Source organism: Mesorhizobium sp. M0060, from assembly GCF_040323155.1.
Lineage (GTDB): Bacteria > Pseudomonadota > Alphaproteobacteria > Rhizobiales > Rhizobiaceae > Mesorhizobium.
Genome location: NZ_JAMYUP010000019.1, coordinates 1 through 15,911, shown reverse-complemented (window position 1 = coordinate 15,911; position 15,911 = coordinate 1). Strand labels below are relative to the sequence as shown.

General features: G+C 63.0%; 22 protein-coding genes. 4 read left to right on the top strand and 18 right to left on the bottom strand.

The window, feature by feature from the left end; genetic code table 11:
- Window positions 1–58: 58 nt before the first annotated feature.
- Genes NKJ94_RS19245 through NKJ94_RS19220 form a run of 6 tightly spaced genes read right to left on the bottom strand, consistent with a single transcriptional unit; the run spans window position 59 to window position 4,240 of the window.
- Window positions 59–532, bottom strand: a complete 474-nt coding sequence (locus NKJ94_RS19245) for a DUF2269 family protein (protein ID WP_352527099.1) — start codon at window positions 530–532, stop codon at window positions 59–61.
- The gene (locus NKJ94_RS19240; RefSeq protein ID WP_352527098.1) at window positions 532–1,818 is read right to left on the bottom strand and encodes an SDR family oxidoreductase; all 1,287 of its coding nucleotides are present in this window, start codon (window positions 1,816–1,818) and stop codon (window positions 532–534) included. Before NKJ94_RS19240 ends, NKJ94_RS19245 begins: the two co-directional genes overlap by 1 nt.
- 34 nt (window positions 1,819–1,852) lie before the next feature.
- The gene (locus NKJ94_RS19235) at window positions 1,853–2,194 is read right to left on the bottom strand and encodes a hypothetical protein (RefSeq protein WP_352527097.1); all 342 of its coding nucleotides are present in this window, start codon (window positions 2,192–2,194) and stop codon (window positions 1,853–1,855) included.
- Window positions 2,191–2,553 carry a hypothetical protein gene (locus tag NKJ94_RS19230; RefSeq protein WP_352527096.1) on the bottom strand — a complete coding sequence of 121 codons (363 nt, stop codon included), beginning with the start codon at window positions 2,551–2,553 and terminating at the stop codon, window positions 2,191–2,193. Before NKJ94_RS19230 ends, NKJ94_RS19235 begins: the two co-directional genes overlap by 4 nt.
- Window positions 2,553–3,773 carry an NRAMP family divalent metal transporter gene (locus NKJ94_RS19225; protein WP_352527095.1) on the bottom strand — a complete coding sequence of 407 codons (1,221 nt, stop codon included), beginning with the start codon at window positions 3,771–3,773 and terminating at the stop codon, window positions 2,553–2,555. The genes NKJ94_RS19230 and NKJ94_RS19225 overlap by 1 nt, the downstream gene beginning before the upstream one ends.
- Complete coding sequence (locus NKJ94_RS19220; protein ID WP_352527094.1) at window positions 3,770–4,240, bottom strand: hypothetical protein; 471 nt, start codon at window positions 4,238–4,240, stop codon at window positions 3,770–3,772. Before NKJ94_RS19220 ends, NKJ94_RS19225 begins: the two co-directional genes overlap by 4 nt.
- Before the next feature lie 146 nt (window positions 4,241–4,386).
- On the opposite strand from NKJ94_RS19220, the gene NKJ94_RS19215 reads away from it, so the two are divergent.
- Entirely contained in the window at window positions 4,387–4,599 is a 213-nt protein-coding gene (locus tag NKJ94_RS19215) for a DUF2934 domain-containing protein (RefSeq protein WP_352527093.1), read from the top strand.
- Window positions 4,600–4,989: 390 nt separating this feature from the next.
- On the opposite strand, the gene NKJ94_RS19210 is transcribed toward NKJ94_RS19215, so the two are convergent.
- From NKJ94_RS19210 to NKJ94_RS19185, 6 genes are all read right to left on the bottom strand, one after another.
- A complete protein-coding gene (locus tag NKJ94_RS19210; RefSeq protein WP_352527092.1) occupies window positions 4,990–5,760 on the bottom strand; it encodes a GntR family transcriptional regulator in 771 nt (256 codons plus the stop codon).
- A 112-nt stretch (window positions 5,761–5,872) separates the two neighbouring features.
- A complete protein-coding gene (locus NKJ94_RS19205) occupies window positions 5,873–6,655 on the bottom strand; it encodes an SDR family NAD(P)-dependent oxidoreductase (RefSeq protein ID WP_352527091.1) in 783 nt (260 codons plus the stop codon).
- Window positions 6,656–6,751: 96 nt separating this feature from the next.
- Window positions 6,752–7,669: a PfkB family carbohydrate kinase gene (locus NKJ94_RS19200; RefSeq protein ID WP_352527090.1), complete on the bottom strand. Its 918-nt coding sequence runs from the start codon at window positions 7,667–7,669 to the stop codon at window positions 6,752–6,754.
- Entirely contained in the window at window positions 7,666–8,865 is a 1,200-nt protein-coding gene (uxuA, locus tag NKJ94_RS19195) for a mannonate dehydratase (RefSeq protein ID WP_352527089.1), read from the bottom strand. Before uxuA ends, NKJ94_RS19200 begins: the two co-directional genes overlap by 4 nt.
- A gap of 159 nt (window positions 8,866–9,024) precedes the next feature.
- The gene (locus tag NKJ94_RS19190) at window positions 9,025–9,684 is read right to left on the bottom strand and encodes a ThuA domain-containing protein (protein WP_352527088.1); all 660 of its coding nucleotides are present in this window, start codon (window positions 9,682–9,684) and stop codon (window positions 9,025–9,027) included.
- A gap of 11 nt (window positions 9,685–9,695) precedes the next feature.
- Window positions 9,696–10,793 (bottom strand): Gfo/Idh/MocA family protein, encoded by a 1,098-nt coding sequence (locus NKJ94_RS19185; protein WP_352527087.1) that lies wholly within the window; start codon window positions 10,791–10,793, stop codon window positions 9,696–9,698.
- 351 nt (window positions 10,794–11,144) lie between these two features.
- Here NKJ94_RS19185 and NKJ94_RS19180 point away from each other — a divergent pair, with 351 nt between their 5' ends.
- Complete coding sequence (locus tag NKJ94_RS19180; RefSeq protein ID WP_352527086.1) at window positions 11,145–12,101, top strand: dihydrodipicolinate synthase family protein; 957 nt, start codon at window positions 11,145–11,147, stop codon at window positions 12,099–12,101.
- On the opposite strand, the gene NKJ94_RS19175 is transcribed toward NKJ94_RS19180, so the two are convergent.
- From NKJ94_RS19175 to NKJ94_RS19150, 6 genes are all read right to left on the bottom strand, one after another.
- Window positions 12,055–12,453, bottom strand: a complete 399-nt coding sequence (locus tag NKJ94_RS19175) for a DUF1801 domain-containing protein (RefSeq protein ID WP_352527085.1) — start codon at window positions 12,451–12,453, stop codon at window positions 12,055–12,057. The genes NKJ94_RS19180 and NKJ94_RS19175 overlap by 47 nt on opposite strands.
- Window positions 12,454–12,545: 92 nt before the next feature.
- Window positions 12,546–13,016, bottom strand: coding sequence for a DUF1801 domain-containing protein (locus NKJ94_RS19170; protein ID WP_352527084.1), 471 nt, complete (start codon window positions 13,014–13,016; stop codon window positions 12,546–12,548).
- A gap of 4 nt (window positions 13,017–13,020) precedes the next feature.
- Window positions 13,021–13,251, bottom strand: coding sequence for a hypothetical protein (locus NKJ94_RS19165; RefSeq protein WP_352527083.1), 231 nt, complete (start codon window positions 13,249–13,251; stop codon window positions 13,021–13,023).
- An 87-nt stretch (window positions 13,252–13,338) separates the two neighbouring features.
- Complete coding sequence (locus tag NKJ94_RS19160; RefSeq protein WP_352527082.1) at window positions 13,339–13,731, bottom strand: VOC family protein; 393 nt, start codon at window positions 13,729–13,731, stop codon at window positions 13,339–13,341.
- Between the two features lie 74 nt (window positions 13,732–13,805).
- A complete protein-coding gene (locus NKJ94_RS19155) occupies window positions 13,806–14,216 on the bottom strand; it encodes an SRPBCC family protein (protein ID WP_352527081.1) in 411 nt (136 codons plus the stop codon).
- Window positions 14,213–14,536, bottom strand: coding sequence for an ArsR/SmtB family transcription factor (locus NKJ94_RS19150; protein WP_352527080.1), 324 nt, complete (start codon window positions 14,534–14,536; stop codon window positions 14,213–14,215). Before NKJ94_RS19150 ends, NKJ94_RS19155 begins: the two co-directional genes overlap by 4 nt.
- A 609-nt stretch (window positions 14,537–15,145) precedes the next feature.
- Here NKJ94_RS19150 and NKJ94_RS19145 point away from each other — a divergent pair.
- Both NKJ94_RS19145 and NKJ94_RS19140 read left to right on the top strand, forming a co-directional pair.
- Window positions 15,146–15,724 (top strand): TetR/AcrR family transcriptional regulator, encoded by a 579-nt coding sequence (locus NKJ94_RS19145; protein ID WP_352527079.1) that lies wholly within the window; start codon window positions 15,146–15,148, stop codon window positions 15,722–15,724.
- Between the two features lie 86 nt (window positions 15,725–15,810).
- A partial coding sequence (locus NKJ94_RS19140; protein ID WP_352527199.1) for a beta-ketoacyl synthase N-terminal-like domain-containing protein occupies window positions 15,811–15,911 on the top strand: 101 nt, incomplete at its 3' end.

Below are 15,911 nucleotides of genomic sequence, written 5' to 3'. Positions count from 1 at the left end.
GACGGGAGGCGGTGCCGGACCGGAATAGCTAAACCGCGGCAGCTGCCGCCGCTTGTCTTCACCAGTCGATCGCAGGCCGCGCGATCATCAGCCAGAAAATCCCGAGCACCGCAGCGAAGGCGGGAAAGCCGAAGGCGAACCACAGCCAGAAGAGCCGATGATAGCGCGGCGGCAACGGCGCGCCTGCAGCAGCGGCTAGCGAGGCCAGCTTGCGCATCTCCATTTGCATCCAGACGACCGGAAGCCAGAACATTCCTGTGAAGATGTAGAGCGCAATCGAAAGCACGATCCAGCCCTCGGACAGCGAGTAGCCTGCCTGCCAGGCGAGCGCGGCTCCGGTCAGCGGCTGCGCCACGACGGCTGTTGCGGTGAACAGAAAGTCGGCGACGACAACGATGCGCGCCACCGCCGCAACCGTCGCCGCGTTGCCGCTCCTGTGGGCGAGCAGCATGAAGAAGGCGATGCCGGCGCCGGTGCCAAGCAGCACGGATGCGCCGATGACATGCAGAAATTTCAGCAGGAAATAGAGCATCAACGCTCCTCCAGCACTGCCAACGCCACAAAATGCAGCACCAGGATCGGCAACACTTTGAGGAACGGTCCAAGCGGTTCGTTCCACAGCTCCGGGCGCAGGAAGCTTCCCACCACTAGATAGAAGAGCGACAGCGCGATCCCGCCATAGAGGCCCTTTCGCGTCGTCGACCGCCAGGCTATGAGTGCCCCGACGGCGATGTCGGCAAGAGCGCCGGCGATCACGGTCGGCGCCGACAAAATGCCAGCCCCCGTGCTTTGCATCAGGCCGATGCCGCTGTCATAGCCGGTGGTCAGCGACACAATTCCCGTCACTATCCAGAAGAAGGGCAGGACGACGAATATCGCCGGCTTGATGAAATACAGCCGGGCAAACCATTTTTCCTGCACCGTCGCCGGATTGAGCGCGAGGAATCCCGCCAGGGTCTGCGGCCGTATGCCGGTCGAGGCGGTCCAGTCCGAGGGATCTCCGACCGCCCCTCGTGCGATCTCCCTGGCCGCGTTGGTGCGCATCGGAGGCCGCCAGCCGAACATCGCGGCAAGATCACCGAGGCGGTAGAGAAGCTTTGCAAGTATCCCGGGCAAGACAAACCTGGTTGCCGGAGCCCAGCCGAGCCATCGGCGATAGGTGCCGACGACCTCGTCCATGCTCAGCGGTTCGGGACCGACAAGTTCCAGCACAATGCGAGACGGACTGGCCGGATCGAGAAAGAAGACGACGGTAGAGACCACGTCGTCGAGTTGCACCACCTGCAGCCGGCCGGTGTCGGGCATGGACGGCAGCATCGGCAGCGAGGCGAGACCCCGAAACAATGCGCTGGCTCCAAACACCGGCCGGCCTAGCACCACGGACGGGCGAAGGATCGCCCAGTCCAGATCAAGCGCCATAAGCGCTTCATCGCCGGCTAATTTCGTCGCCGAGAACGACGAAGGCTGCGCCCGATCGACGCCTATCGCCGAGAAGTGGATCACCCGGGCAACCCCTGCCCGCGCACAGGCAAGGAAGAGCGCAGCCGCCGCATCGCGATGGACTTCGCGCGTCTTTTCGCGGGGGCTGTCCTGCAGAACGCCCGCACAATTGACGACGGCGTCGACGCCCGTCAGATGCGGCAGCCAGTCTTCGGGCTGCAGCGCCACCGTCATGTCCAGCACCAGCAACTGATAATTGCCGGCCCGGTTTGCGCCGGGGTTGCGGACCAATCCGATCACCTCATGCCCTTCGGAAAGAAGGCGTGCGACGACCGAGGCACCGATCAGGCCGGTGGCGCCGGTAACCAGAACTTTCACTGGACCGCATTCTCCGACGGCGGGAAAGTATCGTTCATTCCAGCGTATCGCCCTCGATACTCCCCTTCATACCTGAAAGTTCTTCCTTCGTGCATAACAGTCGCGGCCGCGACGGGTCGGAGATGTCGAGCTTGTCCCAGGGAATGCGGTACATGCTGTCGCGACTGCGCAGTCGAAAGATATCGAGAACCGCTATGCCGATGGCCGAAGCGGAAAGACGCTCGAATGCGGCGTAAATGCCGACATGGTACTCGGTGATCACGAGGTCGTCGCCCTCCGGTTCGGCGCGTATCTCCTCGATATGGCCGATGCTTTTGCCGCGCTGCGAAAGCACATTTCTGCCAGCCAATTGCTCAAGGTTGACAGTGGCCATCATCCGGCCCCCGGGATACGCCCAATGACATGGTCGCGCAGCCAGTCCTGCCAGTCGAGAATCGCGGTTTCGCGGACGTCGATGTCGAACTCGATGTCGACGCCGATGTCGCGCACCTTGTTCCAGGCGATGCGGTGCGGCTCGGCATGGCGCTTGCCGCCAAGCCTCGCGGCAAGCCGCGCCATCCAGCGCCCGGGCCGCTCGCCAAGCCTCCGCGCCAGCGTGATCGAGCCGAGCTCGACGGCAACGATTTTGGGCGGCTTGCCTGGCCTGAGCTCAACCACCAGCCCGTCCACCTTGCCGATTTTGACCTGCTCGCGGTCGACAACTTGCTTGTCCAGAATGTCGCGCAGCAAATCCATCACGTGCCTCCGAATATCTGCAACGGAATGGTCACGACTGCGAGCACGAAACCGAGTGCGATAATGAAGATGACCGCGGCGTTCGAGATCATGCCATTGCGGTGCTCGCCGACATAACGCTCGTCGTTCAGCAAGAAGAGGAACGGAACCACGGAGAGAGGCAGGCTGGCGGCCGTCAGTGCCATGGAAAAGATCGTGAGCCTCAGTGGATCGAGACCCAGCGCGATCGGAATGGCGGCGAGGAGCAACGAGACCGTGTAGACGGTGCTGAAGCCCGGATCGTCGCGCGGTTTCTGGTCCTCGCCCCAGGTCCAGCCAAAACCTTGCGCCACGAGGTAAGCTTGCTGTAGCCCGACTTCCAGCGCAGCACCGAAGCAGGCTATGCCAAGTGAAGCGACGAACAGGACGAACCCCCAGAAGCCGAAGATCGGGATCAGCATCAGCGGCAGTTGGTGGTAATCGTCGACCTGGTCTATGCCGTGTGCCGCAAGCACGAGCGCCGCCACGATCAACACACCGATCGCGATCGTGCCGCCAAAACTCATGCCCAAGCCGGCAATGGCCCGATTGGTCCCGAGATAACTCTTGTCCCACTGGTCCTCGATCGCTCCCGACGAATAGAACATGAACAGGTAAGGCGATATCGACGCGCCAAGAATGCTGACCGCCATGAACCAGTATTTGGCGGCGTCGTGGTCCGGCAGAGTGGGCACGGCGCCGGCCGCGACCTGCCCCCAATCGGGTCCCAGCATGACGGCGCCAACCACGAAGCATAGCGTGACGAGGCCGAGGATCGAGACGCCTTTTTCGATGAAGCCGAACGTGCCTTTCCAGAGGAACAGCCATGCCAGAAAAGCGACCGGCAGCGCCCACCATTGAAAGCCGATGCCGGTCGCGAGCTCGAGCGCAATGGCAGCGCCGCCGATCTCGGCGGACATCACCAGGAAGTTGACCAGCAAAGTCGCAAGCAAGGGCCACAGAAAGACGTTGAAGCCAAACCGTTCCCGGATCCCGTCGGCGATGGTGTGATGACTTACGGCGGCGAACCGGCCGGCCATCTCGACCAGAAAGATGATGCAGATCGTGCCCAGAACGACGGCCCAGATCAGCTGGAACCTGAACGCCGCGCCCGCCTGAGCGGCGGTTGCCATCGATCCGACCTCGAGAAAGCCACCAACGCTGGTGACGATACCCAACGATATTTCGAGCAGCTTCTTCATGGTTTCGGCGCGAAATATTTGGACTGGGACGCGTTCAGGGCCGCAGTGGCAGCCCGGAGATCCTGCTGCGCCTGTTCCACTCCCGGGCGGTTGCCGTCCTGCACTGCCGTCGCGGCGCGTGTCACCGCCGTCGAAAGCTGTCCGACTGCCGCCGTCAGACCGGCTTGCTCGCTGGCTTCAGGCGACTTGGCGGACTGGATTTGCGCACCGGCATCGGCGAGCGTCTTGCCTACCGATTGCAAGGTGCGCGACGTGTATTTCGAGGGGGCCGCCCCTGAAGCCCAGGCATCCAGCACCAGCGATGCGGTCTGTGCGGCGGAAGCCGCGGTTTTCGACTGCTGCTCGATCTGGTCGGAAGGCGAGCATGCCGTCAGCACAAACATCGTCAGCAGCAAGCACAGGCGGTCTGGTCGAAGACCGACAGCTGCAATGGCATCTACAATACGTGCTTGTAGCGTGGCTGCCACACGATTGCTCTCCCCGCACCAAGCGACTTCCGCGTGCAATTTGATCTAGAGCGCTCGGTGATCACGTCAACTAACCGCGATGACTGCCCTGGCCGCCCGGAACAAACCACCGATCGCCGGATTAGGGGGATGAGGAGGCAAAGGTCATGGACAGGGAAGAGCGTATCAGGCAGCGAGCCCATGAGATCTGGGAGCGCGAAGGCCGTCCGCAAGGACGCGAGCGCGAGCATTGGGATCAGGCCGTGCAGGAGATCGAAGCTGAGGGTTCCGAGGCCGAACGCGGTCCGGTCGTGCCCGATCCAACGGTCGGGGCCGGCTCCGATCCCGAGGCGCGCGGCAGCAAGCGGCGGGGGAAATGAGGCCCAATGCCTCGTCTCGTTGCCTGGATCGTGGTCGTACTGGTCGTGCTCTTCGCCGCATGGCTGATGCTTGGGCGCGACAGAACCAGTGGCGGTCCTCAGCCCGCGCCTCATGCAATAGACCAGAATGGATAGGAGCTGACATGACGGCTAGGGAAAGCCATCCCGAACAAGACCCTGCGGAAGGATCGCGATCGACAGTGGAAAAGCAACTCCGCAAGGAGCAAGGCGGCGAGGGGCAAAAACGCGAAGCCAAGCCGGCTTCCGACAAATCCCGCAGCAAGACCAAAACGCCTTCGGAACCGCCGAAGAAAGGCTCAGGCCTGGACTGAGCCGGCTGGTTTCACGTTTTCACGTCGTCTCCTCCTCGCTCTGTCGCGCGACCGGTTGTCATTCGGGCAGACCGCCGGCAGCCGCTTCTGTCCTCTTTCCCGTCGAGCCTGGTGCCTCGAAATAATGGGGATAGCGCTCCTGGACGATTTCGAGCACGTCGAAGATGCGGCGAAGATGCGTTCGCATCGCCTCTTCCGCCGCAAGCGCGTCGGCCTGCTCGAGCGCATCGACAATCCGCCGATGTTGGCCGAGGACCACGGACATGCTGTCGAGGCGCGGGAAGGACAGGAAGCGGAAGCGGTCCATGTGCAGCTTCGCCGCACTGATGTCGGCCCAGATTCCGGGGAAGCCGGCATGGCTGGCGATGTGCTGATGGAACAGCTCGTCCGACTTGAAGAAGCGCCTGTCGTCCGCGATAGAGGCGAACGTCTCCTGGACCGCCAGTTCGCCTTTGAGCATGGCGAGCAGTTCGGCGCGGCGCGGGCTCTCGACCGCACGCTTGATCAGGCCGACTTCAAGCGATTCGCGCAGAAATTGCGATCTCTCGAGATCGGCGATCCGGAGCGGCGCTACCATGCTGCCGCGCTGCGGATAGATGTCGATCAGGCCAAGACCGGCGAGCCGGGCGAGCGCCTCCCTGACCGGCGTGCGGCTCACGCCGAGGGCTTCCGACATCGCCTTTTCGGATATCAATTCGTGCGGCTTCAGCCGGAAGGTCAGGATCTGGTCGAGCAAAACCTCGAAGGTTCTCGCCGCGACCGATACGCCGGGGCCAGATTCGAGCAGCCGTCCCTCGGTGATGGTCCGCATTCCCAAAAGCCCCGCCATCGGCAATCCCCTTAAAGACTCTCGCCAGCACTGTGGCCGTCATGACGAAGTTGGGCGAGCCATGGCGATGCGCTGGCGCTGGCCGTCCAGGCTGACATGAGACACAACGGCGTTATTCCTTGCGCGGAGAACCGCCGATGCGCGCCAGCAGGCCGCCATCGACGCGCACGACCTCGCCGGTGACGAAGGAGGCATCGTCGGACAGCAGGAAGGCAACGACGGCGGCAATCTCTTGCGGCCGGGCCGTGCGGCCGAGCGGATGCATATTGTCGAGGATGCGCAGGATCTCCTCGGGGTTGTCGTTGAGCTTGACCGCATCCCGCAGCATCGGCGTGTCGACCGCGCCCGGAGCGACGGCATTGACGCGCACGCCGAGCGGCGCATAGTCGACGGCCATCGACTTTACGAGGCCGATCAGGCCGTGCTTGGCCGTGGTATAGGCCAGAACGCCTTCCTGGCTGGCCAGGCCCTGCACCGAACTCATATGGACGATGGCGCCGCGGCTTTGGCGCAGCAGCGGCATCGCCGCGCGCGACAGCAGATAGGCAGCCTTGAGGTTAACGTTCATCACCTCGTCCCAAAGCGCCTCGTCGGTGGTTTCCACCGTTCCGTAACGCTGGATGCCGGCATTGTGGGAAAGCATGTCGAGCCCGCCGAACGCGGATCGGGCAAGCTCGACGGCGCGGCCGCAGGTCTCAGCATCGGCGGTCGAGCCAAGTATGGTGCGCACGGTCACGCCGCGCGTCGAAAGCTGCGCCGCGACCTCATCCAGCTGATCGCCCGCCCGGTCGAACAGGACCAGGTCTACGCCTTGCTCGGCCAGCCTTTCGGCGACGGCACGGCCGATACCCATGGCCGCCCCGGTGACCAGCGCGCGTTTTTTGAATTCAGCCATTTATCCTCCACGAGCGGTTGTACAGCGATTACCATGGTAGTCGATCAGCGCTACTTGACGTGCCCTTTTCCGTCGAGCCGGCAAGCGGGTTCGGCGTCATGTCGGCGATCCTTGCATGAAGGCCAGCGTTTCCGCGCGCGTCGGTGCGCCGAGACGTCCGCCAAAGCGCAGGCATTTCAGGGCGGCGGCAGCGCTGGCCACTGCTATGGCCCACTCTTCATTCCAGCCTTCGGCCAAACCCAGAGCGAAGGTGCCGTGAAACACGTCGCCCGCCGCCAGGGTGTCGACGGCTTCGACCCGTGGCGACGGCAGATGACGGACATCATTGCTGCCCGGGTGCTGGAACGCGGTGCCGTTCGCCCCATCGGTGACCGCGACGAAGGCGCCGGTCCGTTCGCCGAGAATGGCGACGGCGGAACCAGCGGAAGCCTCTGGACCGCACAGAATACGCGCCGCCGGCAGCGAAGCAACGACATGCGAGGCGAGCGGCAGTAGCCGGTCGAGCACCGGTCGCGACGCGACATCGGCGTCAAGGATCGCCGGAATGCCGCATTCGCGGGCTTTCGCCAGCGCCAGCGCGGCGGCTCCCGGCCAGCGTACGTCGACCAGGACGGCGTCGAAGCGGGAAAAATCCGCGGGCGGAAGACGGTCCGGATCGGCTTGTGTGATGGCATCATAGAAGGGCACGATCATGCGCTCGCCGACGGCGTCGACCAGGATCGTGGCAATGGCGGAGCGGCCACCTTCGACCCTGCGCACCAGCGAACAGTCGACCCGCTCCGCCTCCATCTGGGCGATGACGTCGCGGCCGACGGCATCGTTGCCGACGCTTGCCCATAGCCAGACCTGCCCGCCCTGGCGGCTGGCCGACGCGGCGGCACTTGCCGCCATGCCGGCCGCGATCTGCACGGCCTCGCTCGGCAGGAACTTGCCGGCGCCGGAGGGCAGGACGTCGAGGCGCAAGATCGTGTCGTAGGTGAGCGCGCCGACACAGAGCAGGCGGGGCGCCGTCATTGAAGTCGGTAGCCGCGCTGATGAGCAATCGCCGTCATTACGCCTCTCAGTTCGGCAAGGCCGCGAAGACGACCGATCACGGGGTAGCCGGGATGGGTGTGCCGCGTGGCGTCATCGATCAGCTCGTGGCCATGATCCGGACGAAACGGCAGCAGCGCCGCCGGCTCTCCGGCATCGCGGCGGCGTTGCTGCTCGTCGAGCAGGATCGAGACCACCGAAACCATGTCGACATCGCCGTTCAAATGCTCGGATTCCATGAAGGAGCCGTCCGGATCCTTGCTGACATTGCGCAGGTGCACGAACTTGATCTTATGCGCAAAACGCCTGGCGATGGCAGGCACGTCATTGGCCGGATTGGCGCCCAGCGACCCCGTGCACAAGGTAAGTCCACTGTTGGCCGAGGGCACGGCGTCCAGGATAAAGGCGATGTCTTCGGCATTCTTGACGATCCGGCACAGTCCGACGAGATCGCGCGGCGGGTCGTCCGGATGGATCGCCAACGTGACGCCCGCCTCTTCGGCCGCCGGCAGCACGTTTTCGAGAAAACGGACGAGATTCTCGCGCAACCGGTCGTGCGACAGGCTCGACTGCTCGGCCACCACTTCGCGCAATTCCGCTATGTCGTAGCGCTTGAAGGCACCCGGCAGGCCGGCCATGATATTGGCGAGCAGACGTTCTTTCGCCGCATCCGGCGTCGTCTCGAACCACTCGCTCGCCCGCTGGAGAACATCGGACGCATAGTCGCGCTCCGACCCTTTGCGCTGCAGCATGTAGCAGTCGAACGCGGCAAGCTCATGCATGTTCAGGCGCAGCGCCCGTCCGCCGCCCGGCAGCGGCACAGCCAAGTCGGTGCGGGTCCAATCAAGGATCAGCATGAAATTATAGCAGACCGTGCGCACACCGCAGGCGCCGAGATTGCGCAAGGTCTGCCTGAAATTGTCGTAGAGCCGGTCGAGATCGCCGCGGCCGAGCTTGATGTCCTCGTGCACGGGCACGCTCTCGACGACGCTCCATTTGAGGCCCATCACCGGATCCGCTTCGATCTGCGCCCGGCGCTGCCTGATGGCGTCGACCGGCCAGACTTCGCCGTATGGAATGTCGTGCAATGCCGTCACGATGCCGGTTGCGCCGGCCTGCCTTGCGTGGGCAAGCGTTGCCGCGTCGCTCGGCCCAAACCATCGCCACGTCTGCTCCATTCGACCTCCAGCTGCGGAATTCCCGATGACGGCCGCCGGTGTATTGGATACTACCATGGCAGTCAATTGCCTGTAGTTCGGGACCCTGTGAGTTAGCCGTCGGACGGCTTTGCTCCTTGAAAAAAGACGACGACGATACGTGGCGTTCAGATAGAAGGGCTACGCAAGGTCCGGGTTTCGGCTGGCCCAAATCGCGCCGCGCTCGAAAATCATGCGCATTTGCGGCACGGCGAACTCGTCGGCGGTGTGGCCGAGCGCGCTGTAGAAGACGCGGCCCTTGCCGTATCGGCGCTTCCAGACGACCGGCATGACGACGCCGGCGATGAAGTCGAGATGCTCGCCGGTGAAAGTCGTCGTCGCCAGCACCTCGTTGGTCGGATCGACATGCATGTAATACTGCTCTGAGCGGTAGGCGAAGCCGTCGATGCCTAGCACGACCGGATCATCGGACCTGATGACATCGACCCTGTAGTCGATGATGTTGCCGGGATGGGCGACCCACTGGCCGCCGGTCATGAACTGGTATTCCGGCTCATTGCGGAAGCTGTCGCACATGGTGCCGTGAAAGCCCGCAAAGCCGGTGCCGGCCTTGACGGCGCTGGTCAGGTTTTGCAGCTCCGGCTTTTCGATCGTCGACATGGTGATCACCGGGACAATGAGATCGAGCTTGGATATTTGCGGATCGGCGAGTGCCGAAGTCCCCTGTTCCAGCCGCACGTCGAAGCCGTTGCCGGTCAGCATCTCCTTGACGATTTCGGCGCTTCGAGCCGGGGTGTGACCTTCCCAGCCGCCCCAGAAAATCAGTGCCGTCTTGCTCATTGCATTATTCCCTATTCCAGAATTCCGAAAGGCAGGTCGGCGTGCATCGGCGCCGGACGGGCGCAGCCATATCTCAGGTCGATACGCCGCCCTCTCTCTGCTGAAGAGATGATCGATTCCATGATTTCCAGGACATGGAGGGAAAGATCGAGGCTGGCGCGGTGTTGCCTGCCGGAGACGATCGCCTGCGCCATGTCGGCGAGGCCGAGGCCCCGGTAATTGCCGTTGCCATAGGAATGGATCTGATCGGCCATCGTCCAGTCGCCCTTGCGTTGGCTGGTGCTGATGTCGCCCTGGAACTGGTTGGGATCGGAGACGATCATCGAGCCGGTGGTGCCGTAGAGCTCAATGTGATTGTGATCGTGCTTCCAGACGTCGAAGCTGGTGGTGATCGAGACCGCCGCGCCATTCTCGAATGTGAGCAGGCCGGAAATATGGGTCGGCACCTCGACCTGGATCGTTTCGCCCTGGCGCGGTCCAGAACCGATGGTACGGGTGGCATAGGATGACTTCGCCTGCCCGGTCACCGATTTTACCGGCCCCAGGAGATTGACCAGGCAGGTCAAATAGTAAGGTCCCATGTCGAGCATCGGCCCGCCGCCGGGCTGGTAGTAGAAATCCGGATTCGGATGCCAGAGCTCGTGGCCGGGCACCTGCATGAAAGCAGAGCCGGCGACAATGGTTCCAACGGTATCCTCATCGACCAGCCGCCGCGCCGTCTGGTGGGAGCCGCCAAGAAAAGTGTCGGGTGCGCAGCCGACACGCACGCCCTTTTCGCGCGCGGCCGCGACGAGCCGCTCCGCGTCGCTGAGCGTCGTTGCCAGCGGCTTCTCCGAATAGACGTGCTTGCCTTTGCCGACAGCCTGCAAGCCGACCGGCACGTGATGCTGCGGCGTCGTCAGGTTGAGCACGATCTCGACCCGGGGATCGGCCAACAGCGTGTCGACCGGCATGGCAGCCAGGCCGTAGGCCGCTGCCTTGGCCTCGGCCGCCGTCCGGTTGATATCGGCGACGCCGACAATGTCGAGCACCGGAAATTGCGGTGACGCCTTCAGATAGGCATCTGAAATGTTGCCGCAGCCAATGATGCCGACACCGATCCTCCGCATGGGCTTCTCCTCAAAAAGCGGCATTGATGGAACAGCAGAACTCGTTTGTCACCCCCCTCGACCAGACGATGTTATCCGGTGCCAGGATATACCTCGAGAGCCTCGTCGAGTGTCAGGGACGTCCGGCCCTGTTGCGCCTAGTCCGCTTCGCTTCGTAGAGTCTGGCGTCGAGCCGTTCGCACAGGCTTCAGAGCCGTCGCCCGATCACAATCGCGCGCCTATGCACGAGCGGCTTGCGTTCGGGGCCGAACGGCCGGTACTTCAGCAGCACTGCTCATGTGGCTTGCCCGGTGGGGTACAGGTCACCGGGTTTTGAGCACTGCACAGATTTTCACCGGTAGAAGGACGCCCATGATCCGCCCGCAAGGAACCATCGCTCCGATCCTGACGCCTTTCGAAAACGACGGCCGCATCGCCCGCGACCTCTGGACATCCCACGCCAAGTGGGTGCTGGATCAGGGAGCGCATTTCCTGTCGCCGTTCGGCACCACGGGCGAGGCCTTGTCCGTCTCGTTGCGCGAGCGCATGCAAGCGCTGGAGTGGCTGGTCGAGGCCGGCATTTCGCCAAGCCGGCTGATGCCCGGCACCGGTGTCACAGCACTTGCCGAGACCGTCGAACTGACCGCGCATGCGGTCGGTCTCGGCGGTGCCGGGGTGATGGTGCTGCCGTCATTCTTCTACACGGCTGTCGGTGACAACGGCCAGGCCCGCTACTACAGCGAGCTGATCGAACGGGTGGCGAACCCGGCTATGAGGATGATCCTCTACCACATCCCGCAGAATTCAGGCGTGCCGGTGAGCCCGGCGCTGACCGCCCGGTTGAGCAAAGCGTTTCCCGATGTCGTGGTGGCCTACAAGGACAGCGCCGGCGACTGGAACAACACCGCGGCGGTTATCGCGGCGGCGCCAAGGGTCGCGGTCTTCCCGAGTTCGGAAGCACAGCTGACCAAAGGCCTCGCGAACGGTGCTGCGGGGTGCATCTCGGCGACAGTCAATCTGAATGCCGCAGCGATCCGTTCCCTCTACGACGCGGCACTGGCGGGAGAGGATGTTGCCGAGGCGGACGCCGCCGTCAAAGCGTTTCGCAAAATCATCCAGGACGCCGGCCTCATCGCTGCAATGAAGGCGGTGCTGGCGGTACGGTCCGGCGACAGACGCTGGCTGAACCTGCGCGCGCCGCATGAGAATGCAACGCAAGCCAGCGGCGAAGCCTTGCTCGCCGCTCTCGGCCCGTCGGCCGACCATATCGGCCGGGATCCGACTATCGGGCCGCGTTCAGGGCTGCAGCGGCGCGTATCAGCGTCTTGAACGCGTCCTCATCTATTTCCTCGCCCTCGCGGATATCGATGGCGCGCCTGGTGTTGCCTTCGAGGCTGGAGTTGAACAGGCCGGAAGGGTCCTCCAGCGCGGCGCCCTTGGCGAAGGTCAACTTCACGACGTTCTTGTAGGTCTCACCGGTGCAGATTATTCCGGCGTGCGACCATACGGGAACGCCTCGCCACTTCCACTCCTCGACCACTTCGGGGTCGGCCTGCTTGATCAGAGCGCGGACATGGGAAAGCGTTTTGCCTCGCCAATCGCCTAGCTCGTTGATTCTGGCATCGATCAGCTGAGAGGGAGAGTTGCCTGCATTTCCTTCCATCGAGCCACTTTTCATCATTATTGTCGCTTTCCCTAGGGTTGTTGCCGCTCGCCCGTCACTTGAATACCGCCAGTCGGCACCGGGTTTGCGGGGATGACTGGCATTCCCACTCACATTCGCTCGCCTGGCAATTGGCTGGCTTGCCTCACCCAAGCGGCGAGCTGAGCTTCGTCGAGCTGGTCGTCCTCGTGGATGTCGAGGTAGCGCACTTCCTTGTGCTTGGACTCGCCGGGAGGGACAGGACGCAGCGACGTGCCGCGGAAGAAAGCCAGCTTGATGTACTTTGTGAAGCAATGGAAGTTGAGGAACCAGCCTTGGCCCTCTACGCCATAGAAGGGCGAGTTCCATTTGACGGCCTTGCGGACGTTGGGCACGTTCCGCACGATGAGCGCGTCGAGGCGGCGCCCGACGTCGCGTTTCCAGCCCGGCATGGCCGCGATATAGGCCTGCACCGGAGCGTCGCCGTCGGCCTTCGCGATCTGAGGGTTGCCGCCTGCGAGGAGGGCCGGCTTGGCAGCGGCAGGCTTGGCGGCGGGCTTCTTTGCGACCGCCGATGGCTTTATGGACGTCTTGTTGGCCATGCGTTCACTCCAATGCGCCGGTGCCTCCTGCGCTGCGCCACTTGGGCGCGTAAGGCAGCACGAACATGTACAGACCGGTGAGCAGGAGCAAGCCGAGCGGGAACAGCGGCAAGAAGTACACCCAATTGGCGGGTTCCTTGCCTACTCCCAAGCTGATGAAGATGGCGGCGACGACCGCCGCAAAGATAATCGACAGCCAGCGATGGATCTGCCGAACCCATTTGTTCCAATTCATTGAGATCTCCTGTGAAGACGAGCCGAAGCGGATCGGGCGGCCCGTTTGGCGGCTCTCGCCGGGCAGCCACGCCACCGAACGTGTGCCCTACCAGCGCGCCAGCTGGGTGATTTGAATGAGATTGCCGCAGCTGTCGTTCAGCTGGGCAATCGTCGAGCCGGTTACCTCGGTCGGCGGCATGGTGAACTCGGCGCCACGCGCTTTGATGCGCTCGTCGTCGCCCTTGATGTCGTCGGTGAAGAACATGACCGCTGGCTGGCCCTGCTGGAAAATGGCTTGCTGGTAGGCCTTGGCTGCCGGGTTGTCGTTGAGCGCGAGTTGCAGCTCGGTCCCGTCCGGCTCGTCGGGCGATGCGACGGTCAGCCAGCGAAACGGTCCATTGCTGAAATCGGCCTTCTTGGTAAAGCCAAGCATTTCGGTGTAGAAGCCCAGCGCCTTCTCCTGGTCGTCCACGTACACTTTGGTCAACTTGATCTTCATTGGCTTGCCTCCATTGTCGCCTCATGACGTGCCGCTCTGGAACAGAGCCCTTGCTTGAATAGCGCCGGCGGACCTCAGTCGGTTCGCGCCAGAACCTCCTCCAAACTGTCAAAGAATCTCGGCCAGCCAACTTTGGCGCCCCGGAAGTAAGGCTGCTGATCCGGCCGGAAGCCCGACTGCTCCATGCGCAAGCGGGCTCCGGCGCTTGTAGGAGTGAGCGTCCAGGAGACGACACTCTTGAGATCCTTGGTATCCCACGTGTAAGTCAGCGTTCTGTTCGGCTCGACCGTCTGGACCTGACATTCGACAGAGCCCCAGTCTGCGTGAAGATTGAAACGGTGGTCCGCGACAGGCTTGAAGTCGTTTTTCATTAGCCACTCCTCGATCAGGTGTGGTTGCGTGAGCGCGCGCCAGATCTTCTCGGGCGGATAAGCGATTTCCCGTTCGACGACGACGGAGAGCGTTTCGGTCGACGTTTGGTTCACTGGTCCATCCTTTTGAGCAGGTCTTCGAGGTCATCGAACCGGCTCTGCCAGAACCCGGTCATCTGGCTTGTCCAGTCGATCAGGGGGGCAAGCGCAGCGAGCTGCGCGCTGTAATGGGTCTGCCGTCCTGCATGGCGGTCGCGCACCAGCCCCGCCTGCCTCAAAACCCCGAGATGCTTCGACACGGCCGGTTGCGAGATCCCGGCGCGAGCCGTCAGAGCCCCGACCGTCTGCTCTCCTTCGCGACACAGCCGCTCAAAAATAGCGCGCCGAGTCGGATCGGCAAGCGTTCTGAAGAGCACATCGTGAGCGTTTGGCATTGGGATCGATAACCCTTCGGCTATTGATCGATGCATAACCACCGGGATATGTGTGAGTCAAGCCAATTCGTCAGGGTAGCGTGGCCGATCTGGACAGGCCGGCGTCTGCCCAGACGTTTTCTCGGCTAAGCAAAGCCTGGTCGCGCCCTACCCGGATCACACCAACCAGTCCGCCCATCAAGGGTGAGAACAGCGGCTACGGCGAGGCCAATGCGAGGAGCCGATTCCAGCGAAACGAGCGAGAAAAGCATCGTCATGATGACAGCGCCCGTCGTCTGCCCAACAAGGCGGGCCGTGCCCTGCATGCCGCCAGCGGCGCCACTCCCCTCGCGTGGCGCCAAAATGAACATGTTCCGGTTATTGGCAGCCTGAAAGAACCCAAGACCCAGCCCGCTCAGCATGGTGAACGGCACGATTGGCAGAAGATTGCCTTGCAGCGGCCACATACATGCGAGCGCGAGCCCGGCGGCATACACTGCCTGCCGCACATATCCATGCCGTCGAACCAGCCTGACGATCGGAACTTGCTGCGTCGGGTGCGCCAAATAGATTGCAATCGAACACTATATGTAATAGATGTCGATCGCAATCTAATTGTGGAGGTCGACGATGCGCGTCAGTCGCATTCAGGCAGAGGAAAACCGGCAGACGGTGATCAATGTGGCGAGCCGCCTTTTTCGGGAGCACGGCTTTGACGGTGTCGGCCTTAAGGACCTGATGAAGGGTGCCGGCCTGACTCAGGGCGCGTTTTACAAGCAGTTCGCGTCAAAGGACGACTTGGCGGCGCAGGCGTCCGGGCGGGCGCTTGAGAGCGCCTCCCGGCGATGGTCAGCCGCGGTCGCAGCCAATCCGCAGGACCCGCTTGGCGCGGTGATCGCGTTCTACCTCAGCATGGAGCATCGCGCAGAAAGGATGGACGGCTGCCCGATCGTTGCGCTCGGCTCAGATGCTGCCCGGCAGGGCGTCGATGTGAAGGCGTCATTCGAAGCCGGGATCAAGGCGCATCTCGAAATCCTCGGCCGTTTGATCGGCGAGACGAACGGCGAGGAGCGCAAGGGTAAGGCCTTGGCCATTCTCGCGACGATGGTCGGTGTGCTGACGCTATCGCGCTCCGTCAACGACCCGGACCTCGCCCGGGCCTTTCTGGATGCGGCAAGCGAACAGGTTCACGCAGCCGTCGTCGCCTGAAAGGAAACGCAACGTCGCCGCGTGCAAGTGTCCGCACAGCCACGGCGTGGGCCGCTGGCGGCGCACCCAAATTGCTAGGAGAATAGATGCGACGGATTGTTGTTACAGGCATGGGCGCGGTCACCCCGCTTGCCGCCAATGTCGAAGCGTCCTGGTCGCGTCTGCTGGCCGGTCGTTCGGGGCTTCG

Bases quoted from the DNA above. Each gene is read 5' to 3' on its own strand.
- NKJ94_RS19245 (WP_352527099.1), bottom strand. From the start codon at position 532: ATGCTCTATTTCCTGCTGAAATTTCTGCATGTCATCGGCGCATCCGTG.
- NKJ94_RS19235 (WP_352527097.1), bottom strand. From the start codon at position 2,194: ATGATGGCCACTGTCAACCTTGAGCAATTGGCTGGCAGAAATGTGCTT.
- NKJ94_RS19230 (WP_352527096.1), bottom strand. From the start codon at position 2,553: ATGGATTTGCTGCGCGACATTCTGGACAAGCAAGTTGTCGACCGCGAG.
- NKJ94_RS19225 (WP_352527095.1), bottom strand. From the start codon at position 3,773: ATGAAGAAGCTGCTCGAAATATCGTTGGGTATCGTCACCAGCGTTGGT.
- NKJ94_RS19215 (WP_352527093.1), top strand. From the start codon at position 4,387: ATGGACAGGGAAGAGCGTATCAGGCAGCGAGCCCATGAGATCTGGGAG.
- NKJ94_RS19210 (WP_352527092.1), bottom strand. From the start codon at position 5,760: ATGGCGGGGCTTTTGGGAATGCGGACCATCACCGAGGGACGGCTGCTC.
- NKJ94_RS19205 (WP_352527091.1), bottom strand. From the start codon at position 6,655: ATGGCTGAATTCAAAAAACGCGCGCTGGTCACCGGGGCGGCCATGGGT.
- NKJ94_RS19200 (WP_352527090.1), bottom strand. From the start codon at position 7,669: ATGACGGCGCCCCGCCTGCTCTGTGTCGGCGCGCTCACCTACGACACG.
- uxuA (WP_352527089.1), bottom strand. From the start codon at position 8,865: ATGGAGCAGACGTGGCGATGGTTTGGGCCGAGCGACGCGGCAACGCTT.
- NKJ94_RS19190 (WP_352527088.1), bottom strand. From the start codon at position 9,684: ATGAGCAAGACGGCACTGATTTTCTGGGGCGGCTGGGAAGGTCACACC.
- NKJ94_RS19185 (WP_352527087.1), bottom strand. From the start codon at position 10,793: ATGCGGAGGATCGGTGTCGGCATCATTGGCTGCGGCAACATTTCAGAT.
- NKJ94_RS19180 (WP_352527086.1), top strand. From the start codon at position 11,145: ATGATCCGCCCGCAAGGAACCATCGCTCCGATCCTGACGCCTTTCGAA.
- NKJ94_RS19175 (WP_352527085.1), bottom strand. From the start codon at position 12,453: ATGATGAAAAGTGGCTCGATGGAAGGAAATGCAGGCAACTCTCCCTCT.
- NKJ94_RS19170 (WP_352527084.1), bottom strand. From the start codon at position 13,016: ATGGCCAACAAGACGTCCATAAAGCCATCGGCGGTCGCAAAGAAGCCC.
- NKJ94_RS19165 (WP_352527083.1), bottom strand. From the start codon at position 13,251: ATGAATTGGAACAAATGGGTTCGGCAGATCCATCGCTGGCTGTCGATT.
- NKJ94_RS19160 (WP_352527082.1), bottom strand. From the start codon at position 13,731: ATGAAGATCAAGTTGACCAAAGTGTACGTGGACGACCAGGAGAAGGCG.
- NKJ94_RS19150 (WP_352527080.1), bottom strand. From the start codon at position 14,536: ATGCCAAACGCTCACGATGTGCTCTTCAGAACGCTTGCCGATCCGACT.
- NKJ94_RS19145 (WP_352527079.1), top strand. From the start codon at position 15,146: ATGCGCGTCAGTCGCATTCAGGCAGAGGAAAACCGGCAGACGGTGATC.